Raw genomic sequence first — 16,705 nt, 5'->3', positions numbered from 1 at the left:
ACGTTTGACGACAATCAATTTTAAAGCCAATTTACTTAATCAATTGAAGAATGGATTTGAACTCTGGCGCGCGGCAATCTTGCAGAATTTCATACAAACACATTTCTACGTTAGTGGTTTTGGCACCTAACTGAGTCATCTTGTTAAGTGCTAAGGCCTTACTTTCTTTACTGCGAGATGAGACGCAATCGCTGACCACATGAGCTTGATAACCGAGGGCAATGAGGCTTTGAACAGTTTGGTAGACGCAGATATGAGTTTCGATGCCACACACCAACCAGTGTTGAATGCCAGATTGAGCAAGTGCCTGAGCAAAATGGGCGTCTTTGCAGCCGTCAAAGGTGAACTTTTCAAAGACGGGTTGTGTTTGCAGTGTTCGCAGTTCTTCGACCGTGCTCCCTAGTCGTTGCGGGTTTTGCTCTAGCCATAACACTGGCAGACCTAAGACCTGACAGCCTTGAATCAGTTTTTCACACTGACTGATCATGCCTTCACTGTCGTCGACAACACGCGCCAACTTGCCTTGGATATCGATGACGATAAGTCCTGTGGTTTCCTTCTCTAGCACTCGCTTTCTCCATTGCTGATGACTATGCATTTTTCGCATAGCTTACTTGCTCAAATGTCATTTGAGTCATGTGATTGAAGTCACTAAACTTCGCGCTCTTTTTATTGACTACGCTGAGGCACAAACCATGTTTTCTCAATCACTTTTTGCTCAGCTTGTGAGAATGACCCTGTTGCTGGTGGTCACGTTGTTTGCCGTTCATCACTCTCCGCGATTGCTTGAAGTGTTGGCGCAGCAAGCGATCAATAGCGGCTGTCATCAGCAATCTGCCGATGGCATCGAACACTCTCACCACCATCATCACTAAGGCAAAAACATGAGTATTTTCCGTTTCCCTTTAATGGTTTGGCTAGGTATTGCCATCCTGATCACGTGTCTTGGTATTAGACAATCTTTCGGTATTTTTATGATGCCGATTTCGGACCATTTCCAAACTGGCCGTGAGTTCTTTAGCTTCGCTATTGCACTGCAAAATCTGCTATTTGGTGTTTTCCAGCCGTTTGTTGGTATGGCGGCGGATCGTTTCGGTGCTAAGCGAATCATTATACTGGGTGCGATTGCCTATGGTTTAGGTTTGTACTTAACATCGATTGCGGTTGAACCGAGTGTTCTATACCTCTCTCTCGGTGTGTTGGTTGGCCTTGGCTTGAGTGCGACCAGCTACGTGATAGTTTTGGGTGCCGTAGCTAAAGTTGTTCCAGCAGAACATACCGCAAAAACGTTTGGTTTAACCACGGCCGCTGGATCTTTTGGCATGTTCGCTATGATTCCGGGTGCTCAGGCAATGCTGAGTGATTTTGGCTGGCAAGGCGCTCTACAAGGATTTGCCATTTTGTGCAGTACCATGATTGCGTTTGCTTTGTTTATGAAAGGGGCGAAGCCATCGCAAGCATCGCAAAGTGCCTCAGCGAGCGATGAGCACCAGACATTACAACAAGCGCTGAAAGAGGCCTTTTCACACAAAGGTTACTGGCTAATCCACATGGGCTTTTTCGTTTGTGGCTTTCACGTCATGTTTATTGCGACTCACCTACCAAGTTACTTAGCCGATAAACAGCTGCCAGCCTCAACAGCGGCGATGGCACTGGCTTATGTGGGTGTTTTCAATATTTTTGGCTCTTATTTTTGGGGCGTGATGGGCGATAAGTTCAGCAAACGTCATGTGATGTCGGCGCTCTACATTGTGCGTACGATCGTTATCGGTGCGTTCGTCACCTTACCTGTGACCGAACACACCGCTGCAATTTTTGGTGGGGCAATTGGCTTTTGCTGGTTGGGTACCGTGCCATTAACCTCCGGACTTGTCAGACAAATATTCGGTGCTAAGTACCTATCGACCTTGTACGGCTTAGTCTTTTTCACTCACCAAGTCGGCAGCTTTTTAGGCGCTTGGGTAGGGGGGAGAATCTATGATTACTACGGGTCATACGAACCAATTTGGTGGTCAACGGTGGTCTTGGCATTTGCAGCCGCATTGATTCACTTACCTATTAATGACAAGCCTATTCGCCGTGTCGCGTTAGCTTAGGGTATTGAAGCAATAAAACCAAACGACTCCCTTCTGCGTATATCTGACTGACAAACCATCATTTTTTGTTTGTTAACTCAGAAGGGAGTGGGAAGAATGCACAAGACAGGCTTGTACTGGTTTACCAACGATTTAAGAGTGGCCGATAACCCACTACTCACAGAGGCTGCTAGCGAGGTTGACCAACTGATTTGTGTTTACCTTTATCCTCAACTGACTCCCTTTTTGGCTCAATTCTCTGGCCAACAACAACTCGGCGCTCATCGGCTCCGATTTGTTGATCAAGCCCTACAGGATCTCAACCATTCGTTGGCTAAGCAAGGACAGCGCTTGGCGGTTATTCATCAAACAGCTGAGCAGACACTACCGAGTTTAATTGAGCAATATAACGTCACTCACTTGTATGTTAATCGCTGTGCGGGTTGGGATGAAACTAAGCAGATGCACACGCTGAAGCAGCAATTTCCCTACCTTAAGGTCGTTAGCCTGTCGGTAAATAGCCTGTTTCAAGAATCGCAGTTGCCTTTCACTTTAGCTCAACTTCCCGCCACCTTTACGCGCTTTCGCAAGTGCATGGAGCCTGTTAATACTCGCGATCTGCTACCGGTCAGCGAGCTACCATCAACGCCTTTACCACCAGAAGAGAGGAGCCAACCTCATCAAGCAGACCCTCGCGTGGATTATCTAGGAGGAGAAACGGCCGGCCAGCAGCACTGTCAGTGGTACTTTAGCCACGACTTTGCCAGTCATTATAAACAGACTCGAAATGGGTTGGTGGGCAAGAGTTATTCGACCAAATTTTCCCCTTGGCTTGCGCTTGGCTGTTTGTCTCCGGCGCAACTCGTGGCGTACATTCAGCGTTATGAACATGAGATAGGCGCGAATGAGTCGACGTATTGGATTGTGTTTGAGCTTCTGTGGCGTGAGTACTTCTATTGGTATGCCATGAAACATGGTGCTTTGCTGTTCGCTCGCTCAGGAATCACTGCATCAACCGTGACTAAGCCTTTGGATCAAAGTAAGTTTCATCGCTGGACGAAAGGAGAAACGGACTTTGCGATAGTCAACGCTTGCATGAAGCAACTGCACGCCACGGGTTACCTATCGAACCGAGGTCGTCAGCTCGCAGCCAGTTGTTTGATCCATGAGCTAGATATGGATTGGCGATATGGCGCCGCTTACTTCGAAACTCAGTTAATCGATTATGATGTCGCCTCTAATTGGGGCAACTGGCAGTACCTTGCTGGTGTGGGCGCTGATCCGAATCCATCGCGACGTTTTAATCTCGACAAGCAAACTCAAATGTATGACCCTCACAGGCAATTCATTACTCGCTGGCTTGGCGAGTGAGCCTGGTTTTCTCAAGCGGGAAATATTTGTCGGTTTAGCGCGATAATCGGTCGCAATTTCATCGCGTTAGATTATGATGACGGTTCTGTTTGTTACTAGATATTAACGATATGTTTGCTGAATGGGTCACGCAACCAGCATTGATTGCGGCATTTTTAATTTTCCTCGGTTCGTTCGTTCAAACTGCCATTGGCTTTGGGCTTGCCATTGTGGCAGCGCCTTTGCTAATTCTTGTTTCTCCAGACTATGTTCCGGCTCCAATCTGTTTGGTTGCGCTGTTTATCTCGATTCTAAATGCCTTGAAGCACCGTGCGAGTGTCGAAATCGGTGGATTGAAAATGGCGCTAATTGGACGCGTACCAGGGTCCATTGCTGGTGGCGTATTATTGGTGATGGTCTCGACTGAGCTGCTGGCGTTGTGGCTTGGGCTTTTGGTGTTGTTTGCTGTTGCCGTGAGCCTATTGCCATTTCGTATTGAACCTACGCCCACTCGCATGGGTGTCGCGGGGTTTTTCTCTGGCTTCTTTGGCACCAGCTCTGCTATCGGGGGACCACCGATGGCTTTGCTTTTACAGCATCAAGAAGCCAATCAATTGCGCGGGAATTTGTCTGCGTTTTTCGTTTTTAGCTCCATCATCTCATTGATTATTCAAATCCCTGCGGGGTTCTTCACTTGGCACCACGTGTGGATTTCGATTCCTCTTATCCCAGCGTCTTGGTTGGGCTATAAACTGGCACAACTGACGACCCATTCTTTGCCGAAAGAGAAAATCCGCACTGGGGCATTACTGCTGTGTACTGTCAGTGGTGCAACAGCAGTTTGGCAAGGATTGATGCAATAAATTTATCACTGTTCATCTTAGGTTAAGGAAAAACTATGATACTGGAAGTCGCAATACTGGATGTGAAACCTAATTTGGAGGCGGAGTTCGAGCAAAACTTTACTAAAGCTCAAACGATCATCTCTTCAATGAAGGGTTACATTTCCCATCAACTGCAAAGATGTATTGAAAATCCCAGTCGCTACATTTTGTTAGTGAACTGGCAAACGTTAGAAGACCATGAGCAAGGGTTTAGGCAGTCTGCTCAATATCAGGAATGGAAAGCACTTTTACACCATTTTTATGAGCCATTTCCTACTGTAGAACATTTTGAAAACGTCTATGGTTAGGGTTTTCTAATAAGGAGAAATAATGTGTTGAAAACACTCGGTAATATCATTTGGTTCCTGTGTGGTGGTATCTTCATGGGACTAGCTTGGTGGCTGGTGGGGCTGATCTGTTTTATAAGCATCATCGGAATTCCATGGGGCCGAGCATGTTTTGTGATCGGTAATTTCTCGTTTTTCCCATTTGGCCAAGAGGTGATTGGGCGAGATGAGTTAACGAATGAGATGGATATTGGCACCAGTCCGTTGGGCGTGATTGGTAATGTGGTTTGGTTCCTACTGGCAGGGATTTGGCTAGCAATTGGGCATATTCTGTCTGCGGTTGCGTGTTTTGTTACCATCATCGGTATTCCGTTTGCCCTGCAGCATTTAAAACTGGCCTACATTTCATTGGCACCGATTGGCAAAACCGTGGTGCCTAAAGAGCAAGCCGCAATGGCCCGTTACTCAAAGTAGTGTAGTAACAGAAAAAGCCCCAATCATGGGGCTTTTTGCTTTTAGATAAATGCTACTTACTTAACTCTTCACCATAAATATCGAACGAGAAGTATTTTGCTGCAATTTTGTCGTAAGTGCCGTTGTTGCGGATGGCTTTAATCGCTTGGTTGAATTTGCCTGCTAATGCTTCGTCGTTCTTGCGCATAGCAAGAGCAGTGCCTTCACCAATGTACGCTTTGTCAGTGACCGCTTGACCTACAAACTCAAACCCTTTGCCGATCTCTTTGTCTAGGAAAGCCAGTGAAAGTTGATCCGAGTTACCAAAGGTCACGTCTAGACGACCATTTTGCATATCAATGTACACTTCATCTTGGCCGTTATAGCGTTTGATCTCGGCGACATCACCAAACATGTCAGTGACGTATCGGTCATGGATTGTCCCTGTTTGTACTCCAATAACTTTGCCTTTTAATCCTTGCTTTGAAATGCTTACAGGCTCTGACTTGGCGGCAACGAAACGTGCTGGGGTTTGGTAGTACTTATCGGTAAACAGAACACGCTGTTTACGTTCTTCAGTGATGCGCATTGAGGCCATAATCACGTCAGATTTACGAGCCATTAAGCTTGGAATCAAAGAGTCCCAACTTTGTGATACCCAAGTGCACGTAAGCTTCGCCTCTTTGCATAGAGCATCGGCAATCTCGATATCAAAACCAGCCGGTTTTCCGTCCGCATCCATGTAGTTGAAAGGCGGGTAGGTAAAATCAGAAGCCAGTCGCACAGGTTTGTTTGCCAATGCAGACGTTGAAATGAGTGTTGAGGCGCAGGCGATTATGGTCAGTAGTTTCTTCATGATAAGCCTTTTATTTGGTTACATTATAAGGGTAATTGCTAATGATCTCAGCGACTTCCCGCATGGTTTCTTCTGAGCCTATCGTGATTCTGACACAATGCTGCAAGCTCGGTTCATGCGCTTGATTTCGAGTGACGATACCTTGTCGGAGTAAATAATCGAACAAGGCCACCGACGGTTTGGTTCGTACCAACACAAAATTGGCTGAGGAGGGGTAGGTGTGCTCAATCCACTCCAATTCTGCGATATGGTGAATAAATTGCTCTCGTGTTTTGTTTAACCTTGACGTCGATTGAGCGACTTTCGCTAAGCCCTGTTCACTCAACGCATTGATTACGATGCGAGATGAACTATCTGGCATAGGGTAGGGAGGAACGAGCTTTGAGACAAACGACATGATGGCTTCACATGCGATGATAAAACCGCATCGTACCGCGGCTAAGCCGAAGGCTTTAGACAATGTTCTGATCACCACCAAGTTTGGATAGTGACCCACTAAGTCAACCACGCTTTCACTCAGTTCAAACTCAATATAAGCTTCGTCTACAACCACGATGGCATCTTGTTGAGTTTGCTGCAAAATCGTCTCTATGGATTGTTTTTTGAGTGGTTGGCCCGTCGGGTTATTGGGTGAACAGAGAAAGACCAAATTAGCCTGTTCGGCCGCTTGAACCACCCCATTGATGTCCACAGAGAAGTCCGGCGCAAGCAAAGGAACATCAATGACATCAATGGAGAGGGACTCTGCACAAAACTCATACATAGCGTAAGTCGGTGAGCAGATAGCGATTTTATCCTGCCCCGGTTTACAGAATGTGCGAATAAGGAGGTCTATCGCTTCATCTGCACCACGCACAGCCATCGTGGGTTGGTTAGTTTGGCAGTATGCCTGATACGCCGTCGCAATATCATGAGGAAGAAAATCTGGGTAGCGCGTGTAGTCGTCTTGGCTTTCCTCGTAAAGGATAGATTGTTCTAACTCGTTGGCATTAAGCCATAGGCGCCCATTGCCACCAATTCGTCTAGCAGACTGATAAGGTATTAATTTTTTTATGCTCTCAGGCGCTAATTTTTCAGCCAGTGAAATCATCTTTGATCTCTCTTTATTTCTAGGTAGTCACCAAAAACGTCTGTTAGTGAATTATTATTCTTTCTGGTTGTTAATCTAGTCAATAAAGGCTTGGCGGAGAAGCGAAATTAATACATAGTAGCTATGTTAAAAACTCATGGCTCATAGGTATGATGAATCGACTCCCTTCAACGAAACAGTTACAGGTATTTCTTGCGACCGCACAGCACTTGAATTTTACCCATGCCGCTGAAGCGATGAACATGACCCAAGGCGCAATGAGTCGCCAGATCCAGACACTCGAAGCTTTGATAGGCGTAGCGCTGTTTCATCGACATGCGAGGGGGTTGTCACTGACACCCGAAGGTGAGCGTTTTGTGGTTTGCGCCGAAGAGATTGTAAATCAGTTGAGAAAAGCCATTACGGACGTAGCCGATGGTGCTAATACCATTCGATTAAATGCTCCCACCTGTATTACCTCATGGTTGCTTGGGCGGTTAGCGGAGTTTCATCAGCAGTTCCCTGATATTAACGTCGAGCTCACATCCACTAACAAACATCAGTCTTCGCCCAATTTCGATAGTTTTGATATGGCTATTTTGTATGGGAAAGCGATCAAGAATAAAACGACTAACCAAGTGTTGTTGTTCGAAGAACGCTTGTCTCCACTCTGTTCTCCAGAACTTTGGCCAGAAGTGAGCCAAACATTCGAAGATAAAGTGGGTGCCTTAGCGGAATTACCTTGGTTACATGCGAATGTCGAACAAACCGATTGGTATTTATGGTTGGAGGCTTTTGCCCCGCAACTGAAAAAGTCCTCTCGTAACCAGACGTTTGCAACGTTAGATCAAGCGGTAGGCGCTGCTCAACTGGGCTATGGCATTGCGGTGGGGGATCTGGTGTTAGCGGAAAGGGATCTTAAACTGAACCGCTTGGTTCAGCCTTTCGATGAGTGTGTTCTATCTGGCAACGGGTATTATTTAATGACCCCAGCAGGTACGGAGCAGCCCAATATCTTGCGCTTAGTCGAGTGGTTAGCAAAACACACGCCGCCTCGTTGGTGTTAGGGGTCAGTACGCCTTAATTCCGAACTCGCGCAGTTTACTTGGAAGGCGCTCATCAAGATGTTCAATATCTTCTGGGTAAATATCAATGAGCGCAAATTCATGTTCAGCATAGATTGCGGTGATCGTTTCTCGTTGTTGTTCGCTGGTTGAACCCTGTTCATCCCCCCAATATTGCAGATACACTTTGCCTGCAGGGAGATAAAAGTCGCTCAGAACATCTTGCTCGATCGGTAATTGACGGTCATAAGCGTGGACTATGCCATTCATGTACAGCCAGTTATCGATGATCAACTCACCTTTCGAGCGAACATAATGGCCATCTAAGGTTCGGTGTTTGGCTTCGAACTTTTGGCGAAAGCTGGATAAGGATTTATCGGTGGCGTGCGCCTCGGCGTCTTGCCCTGAAAATTCGACCACCGATTGCTTGAGACGTTTGTTGCGTATTACTGTGTCATGCCAAACCACAAATTGTGCTTTACTCTCTTTGTCTTCACGTTGTTGGCCGCCAACTGTTGCACCGGAAGCAGTCACTTGCCAACCTTGTTCATGCCTTGTTATCCAGCCTAGCTCTTGCAGCAACTGGTTGATTTTCTTTGCGGGCAGAGAAAAGCGCTGACCTATTTGAGTTGCAGACAGCCTTTGCCCGCTTGAGGCACTGTGGTCAATTAGCAGGTTTTCTGGCCAGACGATAAACTTGCCATATTGGCTATGGGTAACGTACTCACCACCAAACTTAGCCCCCATCTCAGTTAAAACCCAGTTGTCTTCGTGGCGGTTGATATAGCCCGCTTGTTTGAGTTCAGTGAACAGAGATTTTGCGTCTTGCTGGCGCAGCTTGGCGAGGGCAGTGGTGGATAGTTTGTCTGACATAGAACACTCCTTGAAGATAAGATTATTGTTCAAGGAAAACGTATTAGGGTCAAGCTCTTGATTTCACATCAATAAAAAGGCGCTTAAGAGAGCGCCTAACATGTGCATTCTGGTCGTAGGTTAATAGACGATCCCATCAACCAGCACGGCTTGTGACTGATACGCATTGGAAAGTACGGTCGCAGCGGCGCGATAGCCTGGAGTAAGCTGACCAAGATCATCACAGCGCATTGCTTGAGCAGGGTAGGTTGAAGCCATCTTAATCGCTTCAGATTCTTCTATCCCCCACCGGATAACGTTCGCCACAGATTCGTCCATACCAATATGCGCTCCGGCTAGAGAGCCTTCGTTGTTGACCAGTTTGCCGTCGATCAACTCAATGGTTTGACCATCCAACTCAAACTTGTTATCAACACTGCCTACAGAGGCCATTGCATCGGTGACGATCAACAGTTTTCCTTCGGGTTTGATGCGATGAGCCAATAACACACTCTGAGGGTGAACATGAATACCATCAGTGATCACAGAGCACCACGCGTGATCGGTCAGCAGTGCACGGCCGACTGTGCCTGGAGACCGGCCTTCAAACGGAGACATGGCGTTGTACAAGTGGGTAAAACCAGATACCGATGCCATTTTCTGCTCTGTGAGCTGGTCAAATTGCGCATTGGAGTGACCACAAGAGAGGATGACGCCTTGTTGGTCTAGCCAGCGAAGCACGTTGGTATCCATTAACTCGGCTGCGCAGGTAACGAGTACTTTTCCTTGTTTAAGCCAGGGCAAACCTTCCAAAGATTCGATCTCTGGAGCGTAGAACAAACTGGCGTCATGAGCGCCCTTCTTTTTTGGGTTCAGCCAAGGCCCTTCAAGGTGTACGCCTAATACACCTGCAATATTATCGTTCAATGCCTGTTCTGTTGCTTGTAGCGCTTTTGCTAACTGGCTGGGTGTCGCACTGATCAGTGTGGGAAGTAGGTAAGCGGTGCCGAACTGGCGGTGTGCTTCACAGATGGTTTGCATCGCGGCTGGCGAGGTATCGCTATTGAGCATGATGCCACCGCCACCGTTGACTTGAATATCGATAAAACCAGGACAGATAATACTGTCGGTGTAGTGTTGGCAAGGAATGGATTCAGGTAACTGCTCGATTGGCAGTACCTGCTTGATTTGGCTGCCTTGCCAAACCAGCGCTGCGTTATTATGGTAGCGAACCCCATCAAAAAGTCGCGGGGCTGAAATGGCGTGAAGAGTCATATTCTAATCCTTGAATTGGTATGCTGCCCCTAACAGGCAAGCATCATAATCGCCCTGAGCGGGCACCACCGAAATCTGAAATGCCTGAGGTCGTTGCCGAATCAACTGATTGACACGATCTAAATAACCAAGAGCGAGGCCAATCCCGCCCCCCAACACAATGATGTCTAGGTCTAGTGTTGCTTTTAGGTTACAACAGAGTGTAGCGATCGCGTTAGCGCTCCGGTCAATAATGGCTTCTGCTTGCGGGTTATGGCTTGCGATTTCAAACAGCTCAATATTGGATATCGGTGGAGAAAAGCATGCGTCACTGGCTTTCTTGATTGCCGTTCCAGAGGCAATGGCCTCGACGCAGCCTGTTTGACCGCAACCACAGGTTGGTCCTTGGCTATCGATTACGCTGTGGCCGATATGACCTGCTAAGCCTACGTTGCCTTTATGCAGCTGTCGGTTAATGACGATTCCTCCCCCAACGCCAGTCGATACGGTAATAAACGCCATATTATCAACCTTGTCGTCCAGCATTTTGTATTCGTACCAAGCCGCGGCTTGCGCATCGTTCAACATCGCGACAGGTTTGCCACTTTGCTGTTGCAGACAATCGGCTAACGGAAAGGGCGTGGGAAAGGCCAAGGTATCTGGATTAATAGCAGAAATGCCAGCCTTGCTCACCAAACCTGTGGTGGAGACACCGATCGAATCCACTAACTCGAGCCACTGTTGGCTGCGCGTAAGGATCTGTTGAGCAAAGTCTTCGGCGTTATTCGCTACTGGGGTCGAAAATTGCTCACGAGAGGTTAATTGACCGTCTATTACTAGGCCGACGGCTATCTTAGTTCCGCCAATATCTATCGCGAGAGTTCGCATTCTTGTACTCCTGCTGCTTGAGTCGCTGAGTTAAACCAATGAGTGACCACTTCCAAACGGGTCAGTGCCGAACCGACGGTGACGGCAACCGCTCCGGATTCAATCGCCTTGGCGGCCAGTTCAGGTGTGTTGTAGCGACCCTCTGCCATTGTAAAGAATCCCGCTTGAGAAAACTGCTTAACCAACTGCAAATCTGGTTCAATAGGTTCGTGTTCACCGACATAACCCGACAAAGTTGAGCCGATAATCTCGACACCTTGTTGGCCAGCCCAAAAGCCATCTTCATAACAAGAGCAGTCCGCCATCGCAAAACAGCCTGAATTCTTAATGGCTTCGGCAATATGCTCTCGGCTTTCTGGGCGAATTCGATCGGTCGCGTCAAAAGCAATGATTGTTGCTCCCGCATTGGCAAGATCATCAACATCTTTAGCAAAAGGTGTGATGCGAACAGGACTGTCCTGCAAGTCACGTTTCACGATTCCAATGATTGGTACACTGACGGCAGCAGCGACGGCGGCGACATTTTCGACGCCTTCAATGCGAAATGCTTTAGCGCCAGCCTGCTCAGCAGCACGAGCCATTGCGACAATAAATTCGGTTTTTTCTAAAGGACTGCCAACAACGGGTTGAATAGAAACCACAGTTTGGCCTAACAAGGATGCTCTTAATTCACTGATATTTAAACTTTTTGTTCTCACGACGGGCCTCATAAATAAGCGTTGTGTTGCGGATCAATGTGAAAAACTCATTCATCACAATTCGTCTAATCAGTCTGCCAATTGATAACGGTGGCGAATTTTTGTCCGCGATCACATTTTGTAAAAAGTTGGTTTGAAAATAATCTTCACGGCAATAATAATCCATAACGAAGATTTTTTTCAAACAAAATAAAAGTTTTTTTTGAAATTGGTGAAACAAGGTAAAAATCGAATAAAAGGGAACACTATGAAAGCCATTAATAAATTGACTCTTGCTATGCTGGCGTTGGGATGCGCTGCTTCTGTACAAGCGGAAACGACATTAAAAATGGGGATGCAAGCCTCTGTTGGTTCAGTTGAATACACTTCTGCGAAACTACTGGCTGATACGATTGAAGAGATGAGTAAAGGGGAGTTGAAGTTAGCGTTATACCCTAGCGCACAGCTGGGTGATGACCGCGCAATGCTACAACAACTTAGCTTAGGTGACTTAGATATCACATACGCAGAGTTTGGCCGTATGGGTCTATGGATTCCACGTGCTGAAGCGGTGACATTGCCTTACGTGGCGCGTGACTATGAACACCTGCGCCGCATGTTTGATTCTGAATTCGGCCAAGGTATCCGTGAAGAAATGCTGACCAAGTTTAACTGGCGTGCCTTGGATACTTGGTACAACGGTACGCGTGAAACCACTTCTAACCGCCCTCTTAATAATATTGAAGACTTCAAAGGTCTCAAACTGCGTGTACCAAATGCAAAACCTAACTTGAACTACGCGAAATTATCCGGTGCATCACCGACGCCAATGGCATTTTCAGAGGTGTACCTTGCGCTGCAAACCAATGCGGTTGACGGCCAAGAAAACCCGCTACCAACTATCAAAACCATGAAGTTCTACGAAGTTCAGGACAACTTGGCGATGACGAATCATATCGTCAATGATCAGATGGTGATCATCTCCGAATCGACTTGGCAGAAACTGTCTGATGAAGAGCGAGCCATTGTGACCAAAGCGGTAGCAAAAGCAGGTGAAGCTCATACTGCATCAGTCAAGAAGCAAGAAGCGGAGTTGGTGTCTTTCTTTGAGAAAGAAGGTGTCAATGTGACGTATCCTGACTTAGCTCCTTTCCGTGAAGCGATGCAGCCGCTTTACACCGAATTCGAGAAGAAGATCGGTGAACCAATCGTTAAAAAGCTAGCAGCAATGTAAGAAAGCAAACACCCAGTTTGTTTTCGATTACTCGGGCTGGCCAGCGTTTGGTCAGCCATGGAGCTCAAGATGTTAAGAAAAATTATTGATAATATTGAAGAGATCTTAACCGTGCCGTTGATGGCAGCGCTACTGGTTGTGCTTTCCTGGCAGATCGGTACTCGCTGGTTACTTAATGATCCTTCGCTTTGGAGTGAGGAACTCGCCCGAGTTCTGTTTATGTATATGTCGTTAATTGGTTGCGCGATCGCTATAAAACGTAGCACTCACGTCAACATCACTTTTTTCTCAGATAAACTGCCGGAAAAGATGCGCCTTTGCCTAGTTCTGTCACTAGAGTTGGCTGTGCTTGTGTCAATCTTCGCCATTATTTATTTGGGCTATCAGCACGTTCAGCGCACCGCATTTTTCGAGTTGATTACACTCGGCGTATCCAGCGCTTGGATGAACTACAGTTTGCCGATTGGTGGAGTCTTTATGGTTTTCCGTCAGTTGGAGAAGATGCTGGGTATATCGAAACAACTTTTTTGCGTTAACAAGGGTGCCAACGCATCCGGTTCGCAGGTGGCACAGAGGTAGGGATTCCTTATGGCAGGTTCAATTTTTGGCTGGCTAGGGCTGCTGTTTGCAGGTATGCCAGTAGGCTTTTCACTTATTTTCGTCGCTCTGGTGTTTTTGGTTTTAACCAACAGTACCGGGATTAACTTTGCGGCTCAGCAAATGTTGGGTGGCATTGATAACTTCACTTTGTTGGCGGTACCCTTTTTCGTGCTTACCGGGCACTTAATGAACAGTGCTGGGATTACCGAACGTATCTTTAACTTTGCTAAATCTATGGTGGGTCATATCACTGGCAGTCTTGGTCATGTGAACATTATGGCGAGCCTACTTTTCTCAGGTATGTCTGGTTCTGCGTTGGCAGATGCGGGTGGCTTAGGTCAGCTTGAGATTAAATCGATGCGTGATGCGAAATATCACGATGACTTTGCCGGTGGATTGACGGCTGCATCTTGTATTATTGGTCCTTTAGTTCCCCCTTCAGTACCGCTAGTCATATATGGTGTGGTTTCAAATACGTCCATCGGCGCTTTATTCTTAGCAGGTGCTATTCCTGGCCTGTTATGTTGTGTCGCTTTAATGACCATGAGTTACTTTATCTGTAAGAAACGTGGCTATATGACCTTACCTCGCGCGACACGCCGCGAGCAGTTGAAGTCATTCAAAGAGGCCTTCCTTTCGCTACTGACGCCCGTCATCATTATTGGCGGTATTTTCTCTGGTAAGTTTACCCCAACTGAGGCTGCAGTGGTGTCATCACTGTATGCACTTTTCCTCGGGACAGTGGTGTACAAACAGCTCACGCTCAGCGGCTTTGTCGACATTCTAAAAGAAACCGTTAATACCACTGCGGTGGTTGCCTTAATGGTTATGGGTGTCACGGTATTTGGCTGGATTGTTGCGCGTGAGCAGTTACCACAAATGTTGGCTGATTACTTCTTGACCATTAGTGAAAACCCACTTGTATTGCTGCTTCTGATCAACTTATTGCTGTTGTTTTTGGGGACCTTTATCGAATCTTTAGCACTATTGCTGCTCCTAGTTCCATTCTTGGTTCCAGTTGCGGGTGCGGTAGGCATTGATCCGGTTCACTTTGGCGTGATGGCTATTTTGAACCTGATGATCGGTATTTTGACTCCACCAATGGGCATGGCTCTTTACGTCGTCTCACGGGTTGGTGACATTCCGTTCCATGTTCTGACTCGAGGCGTTATCCCGCTGTTGGTGCCACTGTTTATCGTTCTAGCATTGGTGGCTGTATTCCCTCAATTCACCCTGTTGCTTCCAGAAATCTTCTTAGGCTACGGGCAGTAATCTCAAATTAAAGGTATAAAAATGAAAAAGCTAACTGGACTTATCGCTGCGCCACATACACCGTTTGATAGCAACAATAAGGTCAACTTTACGGCGATTGATGATATTGCTCAGCTGTTGATCGAACAGGGAGTGAAGGGGGCCTACGTGTGCGGGACAACCGGTGAAGGCATCCATTGCTCGGTTCAGGAGCGTAAAGCGATTGCTGAACGCTGGGTTAAGGCTGCGGATGGAAAACTGGATCTTATCCTTCATACAGGAGCGCTCAGTATCGTAGACACACTGAATCTGACTCAGCACGCTGAAACGTTGGATATCTTGGCGACCTCTGCGATTGGGCCGTGTTTCTTCAAACCAGGCAGCGTTGACGACTTGGTAGAGTACTGCGCTCAAGTTGCGGCTGCGGCTCCCTCAAAAGGTTTTTACTACTACCATTCGGGAATGTCTGGTGTGAATCTCGATCTGGAACAGTTCCTGATGAAGGGTGAGCAACGCATCCCTAATTTGTCTGGCGCCAAATTCAATAATGCTGATTTGTACGAGTACCAACGTTGTGTACGTGCTTGCGGTGGTAAGTTCGATATTCCTTTCGGTGTGGATGAGTTCTTACCTGCCGGCCTTGCAGTAGGGGCTGTAGGCGCAGTAGGAAGTACTTACAATTATGCGGCGCCTTTGTACTTAAAGATCATTGACGCGTTTAACCAAGGTAAACATGATGAGGTCGCGGCCTTGATGGATAAAGTGATTGCCATTATTCGAGTCTTGGTAGAGTACGGTGGCGTTGCGGCAGGTAAGGTTGCGATGCAACTACACGGAATTGACGCTGGCGATCCTCGCCAACCAATTCGAGCGCTGACTGCTAGCCAAAAAGCCGATGTGGTCGCGAAAATGCGTGACGCAGGTTTCATGTCTCTTTGATCTGAGAGAGGGGCGCTGCTCCTCTCAATTGATACAATTTGGAATGAAATCTCGTCGATAGAGTGTCAATGTGCCTAGGTCTTTGATACTTTTAGCTCAGCCAAACAAATATAAAGAGGCCTTAGTGAATTCGCCTAAAAATCTACTGGTTCGACTACGTTCAAACATTGAGCCATTAAGTAAAAAGTTACGACTGGTTGCGGATTACATTTTAGATAATGCTCATGATGTCCAGTTTCAAACCATTACGGACTTAGCTCGAAATACCAAAACCAGTGAAGCAACGGTGGTACGTCTCTGCCGAGATATGGGCTACAAAGGCTACTCTGACTTTCGTATGGCCTTAGCGGTCGATCTCAGTCAGACAGCAAGCCAAAATCAACCGAAAGGTGAGGGAGATATCTGTGATATCTCGGCACAAAGTGCCGTCGACAGTCTGCAAGATACAGCGAAGCTTATTGATCGTAAGTCTTTGCATCGTATCTGCGAACTGGTTCATGAGGCGTCGTTTATCGGCTGTGTGGGTGTTGGTGCGTCGAGTATTGTCGGTCGCTATCTTGCCTATCGTTTAGTGCGAATCGGCAAAAAAGCCATTATGTACGAAGATACCCATTTGGCCGCGATGAGCGCCGGGCGAAGTTGCGCCGGAGATTTGTGGTTTGCAGCTTCTAGTTCTGGCAGCACCAAAGAAGTGATCCATGCAGCTTCACTGGCTCATCAAAGGGGCACCCCGGTGGTTTCTTTGACCAATATTAGCCACAGCCCGCTCTCTGCAATATCGGATGAACTGCTGGTCGCAGCGCGCCCAGAGGGGCCATTGACTGGTGGGGCATTTGCTTCCAAAGTGGGCGCTTTATTGCTTGTCGACGCACTAGTCAACACCTTACTAGATCGTTATCCAGAGTACACTGAATCGGTGCAAGAAACAGCGGAAGTGGTTCTACCGTTAATGAATAGCTAGTATCTTATTGA

19 protein-coding genes are annotated in these 16,705 nt (G+C 47.1%); 12 read left to right on the top strand and 7 right to left on the bottom strand.

Annotated features, from left to right (window positions below; translation table 11 throughout):
* Positions 1 to 31 precede the first annotated feature (31 nt).
* The gene (locus tag RH45_RS06095; protein ID WP_008075038.1) at positions 32 to 568 is read right to left on the bottom strand and encodes a hydrolase; all 537 of its coding nucleotides are present in this window, start codon (positions 566 to 568) and stop codon (positions 32 to 34) included.
* Between the two features lie 127 nt (positions 569 to 695).
* Here RH45_RS06095 and RH45_RS06090 point away from each other — a divergent pair, with 127 nt between their 5' ends.
* The 6 genes from RH45_RS06090 to RH45_RS06065 all read left to right on the top strand — a co-directional run bounded on the left by RH45_RS06090 (position 696) and on the right by RH45_RS06065 (position 5,070).
* Positions 696 to 875 carry a hypothetical protein gene (locus RH45_RS06090; RefSeq protein ID WP_039958290.1) on the top strand — a complete coding sequence of 60 codons (180 nt, stop codon included), beginning with the start codon at positions 696 to 698 and terminating at the stop codon, positions 873 to 875.
* A 9-nt stretch (positions 876 to 884) separates the two neighbouring features.
* On the top strand, positions 885 to 2,096 hold the full coding sequence (locus RH45_RS06085; RefSeq protein ID WP_008075033.1) for an MFS transporter: 1,212 nt from the start codon (positions 885 to 887) through the stop codon (positions 2,094 to 2,096).
* Positions 2,097 to 2,192: 96 nt separating this feature from the next.
* Positions 2,193 to 3,446: a DASH family cryptochrome gene (locus RH45_RS06080; RefSeq protein WP_008075031.1), complete on the top strand. Its 1,254-nt coding sequence runs from the start codon at positions 2,193 to 2,195 to the stop codon at positions 3,444 to 3,446.
* Positions 3,447 to 3,556: 110 nt separating this feature from the next.
* A complete protein-coding gene (locus tag RH45_RS06075) occupies positions 3,557 to 4,288 on the top strand; it encodes a sulfite exporter TauE/SafE family protein (protein ID WP_008075030.1) in 732 nt (243 codons plus the stop codon).
* Positions 4,289 to 4,323: 35 nt separating this feature from the next.
* Positions 4,324 to 4,617, top strand: coding sequence for an antibiotic biosynthesis monooxygenase family protein (locus RH45_RS06070; protein WP_008075027.1), 294 nt, complete (start codon positions 4,324 to 4,326; stop codon positions 4,615 to 4,617).
* Between the two features lie 24 nt (positions 4,618 to 4,641).
* The gene (locus RH45_RS06065) at positions 4,642 to 5,070 is read left to right on the top strand and encodes a YccF domain-containing protein (RefSeq protein ID WP_008075025.1); all 429 of its coding nucleotides are present in this window, start codon (positions 4,642 to 4,644) and stop codon (positions 5,068 to 5,070) included.
* Between the two features lie 52 nt (positions 5,071 to 5,122).
* On the opposite strand, the gene RH45_RS06060 is transcribed toward RH45_RS06065, so the two are convergent.
* Both RH45_RS06060 and hisC read right to left on the bottom strand, forming a co-directional pair.
* Entirely contained in the window at positions 5,123 to 5,905 is a 783-nt protein-coding gene (locus RH45_RS06060; RefSeq protein WP_008075023.1) for an ABC transporter substrate-binding protein, read from the bottom strand.
* Between the two features lie 10 nt (positions 5,906 to 5,915).
* Positions 5,916 to 6,995: a histidinol-phosphate transaminase gene (gene hisC, locus RH45_RS06055; RefSeq protein ID WP_008075020.1), complete on the bottom strand. Its 1,080-nt coding sequence runs from the start codon at positions 6,993 to 6,995 to the stop codon at positions 5,916 to 5,918.
* Between the two features lie 149 nt (positions 6,996 to 7,144).
* Between hisC and RH45_RS06050 the strand changes: the two genes are divergently transcribed.
* Entirely contained in the window at positions 7,145 to 8,041 is an 897-nt protein-coding gene (locus tag RH45_RS06050) for a LysR substrate-binding domain-containing protein (protein ID WP_039958287.1), read from the top strand.
* A 3-nt stretch (positions 8,042 to 8,044) separates the two neighbouring features.
* On the opposite strand, the gene RH45_RS06045 is transcribed toward RH45_RS06050, so the two are convergent.
* The 4 genes from RH45_RS06045 to RH45_RS06030 form a co-directional block, all read right to left on the bottom strand.
* Positions 8,045 to 8,911 (bottom strand): hypothetical protein, encoded by an 867-nt coding sequence (locus RH45_RS06045; protein WP_008075017.1) that lies wholly within the window; start codon positions 8,909 to 8,911, stop codon positions 8,045 to 8,047.
* Between the two features lie 120 nt (positions 8,912 to 9,031).
* A complete protein-coding gene (gene nagA / locus RH45_RS06040; protein WP_008075014.1) occupies positions 9,032 to 10,165 on the bottom strand; it encodes an N-acetylglucosamine-6-phosphate deacetylase in 1,134 nt (377 codons plus the stop codon).
* Positions 10,166 to 10,168: 3 nt separating this feature from the next.
* Positions 10,169 to 11,032, bottom strand: a complete 864-nt coding sequence (locus tag RH45_RS06035; RefSeq protein ID WP_008075012.1) for an N-acetylmannosamine kinase — start codon at positions 11,030 to 11,032, stop codon at positions 10,169 to 10,171.
* The gene (locus tag RH45_RS06030; protein WP_086027019.1) at positions 11,014 to 11,742 is read right to left on the bottom strand and encodes a putative N-acetylmannosamine-6-phosphate 2-epimerase; all 729 of its coding nucleotides are present in this window, start codon (positions 11,740 to 11,742) and stop codon (positions 11,014 to 11,016) included. The genes RH45_RS06035 and RH45_RS06030 overlap by 19 nt, the downstream gene beginning before the upstream one ends.
* A 235-nt stretch (positions 11,743 to 11,977) precedes the next feature.
* On the opposite strand from RH45_RS06030, the gene RH45_RS06025 reads away from it, so the two are divergent.
* The 5 genes from RH45_RS06025 to RH45_RS06005 all read left to right on the top strand — a co-directional run bounded on the left by RH45_RS06025 (position 11,978) and on the right by RH45_RS06005 (position 16,694).
* Positions 11,978 to 12,943 carry a sialic acid TRAP transporter substrate-binding protein SiaP gene (locus RH45_RS06025; protein ID WP_008075005.1) on the top strand — a complete coding sequence of 322 codons (966 nt, stop codon included), beginning with the start codon at positions 11,978 to 11,980 and terminating at the stop codon, positions 12,941 to 12,943.
* A gap of 57 nt (positions 12,944 to 13,000) precedes the next feature.
* Entirely contained in the window at positions 13,001 to 13,522 is a 522-nt protein-coding gene (locus tag RH45_RS06020) for a TRAP transporter small permease (RefSeq protein ID WP_008075003.1), read from the top strand.
* 9 nt (positions 13,523 to 13,531) lie between these two features.
* Positions 13,532 to 14,815 carry a sialic acid TRAP transporter large permease SiaM gene (gene siaM / locus RH45_RS06015; RefSeq protein WP_008075002.1) on the top strand — a complete coding sequence of 428 codons (1,284 nt, stop codon included), beginning with the start codon at positions 13,532 to 13,534 and terminating at the stop codon, positions 14,813 to 14,815.
* 21 nt (positions 14,816 to 14,836) lie between these two features.
* Positions 14,837 to 15,733 carry a dihydrodipicolinate synthase family protein gene (locus RH45_RS06010; protein ID WP_008075000.1) on the top strand — a complete coding sequence of 299 codons (897 nt, stop codon included), beginning with the start codon at positions 14,837 to 14,839 and terminating at the stop codon, positions 15,731 to 15,733.
* Between the two features lie 124 nt (positions 15,734 to 15,857).
* A complete protein-coding gene (locus RH45_RS06005) occupies positions 15,858 to 16,694 on the top strand; it encodes a MurR/RpiR family transcriptional regulator (RefSeq protein WP_008074998.1) in 837 nt (278 codons plus the stop codon).
* The last annotated feature ends 11 nt before the right edge of the window (positions 16,695 to 16,705 follow it).

Source organism: Vibrio sinaloensis DSM 21326, from assembly GCF_000189275.1.
GTDB classification, from domain to species: Bacteria; Pseudomonadota; Gammaproteobacteria; order Enterobacterales; family Vibrionaceae; genus Vibrio; species Vibrio sinaloensis.
The sequence above is the reverse complement of the archived record's forward strand: the minus strand, read 5'-3'. Positions and strand labels throughout refer to the sequence as shown.

Coding starts and splice junctions, on each gene's coding strand:
- RH45_RS06045 (WP_008075017.1), bottom strand. CDS start 8,911: ATGTCAGACAAACTATCCACCACTGCCCTCGCCAAGCTGCGCCAGCAA.
- nagA (WP_008075014.1), bottom strand. CDS start 10,165: ATGACTCTTCACGCCATTTCAGCCCCGCGACTTTTTGATGGGGTTCGC.
- RH45_RS06080 (WP_008075031.1), top strand. CDS start 2,193: ATGCACAAGACAGGCTTGTACTGGTTTACCAACGATTTAAGAGTGGCC.
- RH45_RS06060 (WP_008075023.1), bottom strand. CDS start 5,905: ATGAAGAAACTACTGACCATAATCGCCTGCGCCTCAACACTCATTTCA.
- RH45_RS06090 (WP_039958290.1), top strand. CDS start 696: ATGTTTTCTCAATCACTTTTTGCTCAGCTTGTGAGAATGACCCTGTTG.
- RH45_RS06010 (WP_008075000.1), top strand. CDS start 14,837: ATGAAAAAGCTAACTGGACTTATCGCTGCGCCACATACACCGTTTGAT.
- RH45_RS06075 (WP_008075030.1), top strand. CDS start 3,557: ATGTTTGCTGAATGGGTCACGCAACCAGCATTGATTGCGGCATTTTTA.
- RH45_RS06085 (WP_008075033.1), top strand. CDS start 885: ATGAGTATTTTCCGTTTCCCTTTAATGGTTTGGCTAGGTATTGCCATC.
- RH45_RS06035 (WP_008075012.1), bottom strand. CDS start 11,032: ATGCGAACTCTCGCGATAGATATTGGCGGAACTAAGATAGCCGTCGGC.
- RH45_RS06050 (WP_039958287.1), top strand. CDS start 7,145: ATGATGAATCGACTCCCTTCAACGAAACAGTTACAGGTATTTCTTGCG.
- RH45_RS06030 (WP_086027019.1), bottom strand. CDS start 11,742: ATGAGGCCCGTCGTGAGAACAAAAAGTTTAAATATCAGTGAATTAAGA.
- hisC (WP_008075020.1), bottom strand. CDS start 6,995: ATGATTTCACTGGCTGAAAAATTAGCGCCTGAGAGCATAAAAAAATTA.
- RH45_RS06070 (WP_008075027.1), top strand. CDS start 4,324: ATGATACTGGAAGTCGCAATACTGGATGTGAAACCTAATTTGGAGGCG.
- RH45_RS06025 (WP_008075005.1), top strand. CDS start 11,978: ATGAAAGCCATTAATAAATTGACTCTTGCTATGCTGGCGTTGGGATGC.
- siaM (WP_008075002.1), top strand. CDS start 13,532: ATGGCAGGTTCAATTTTTGGCTGGCTAGGGCTGCTGTTTGCAGGTATG.
- RH45_RS06020 (WP_008075003.1), top strand. CDS start 13,001: ATGGAGCTCAAGATGTTAAGAAAAATTATTGATAATATTGAAGAGATC.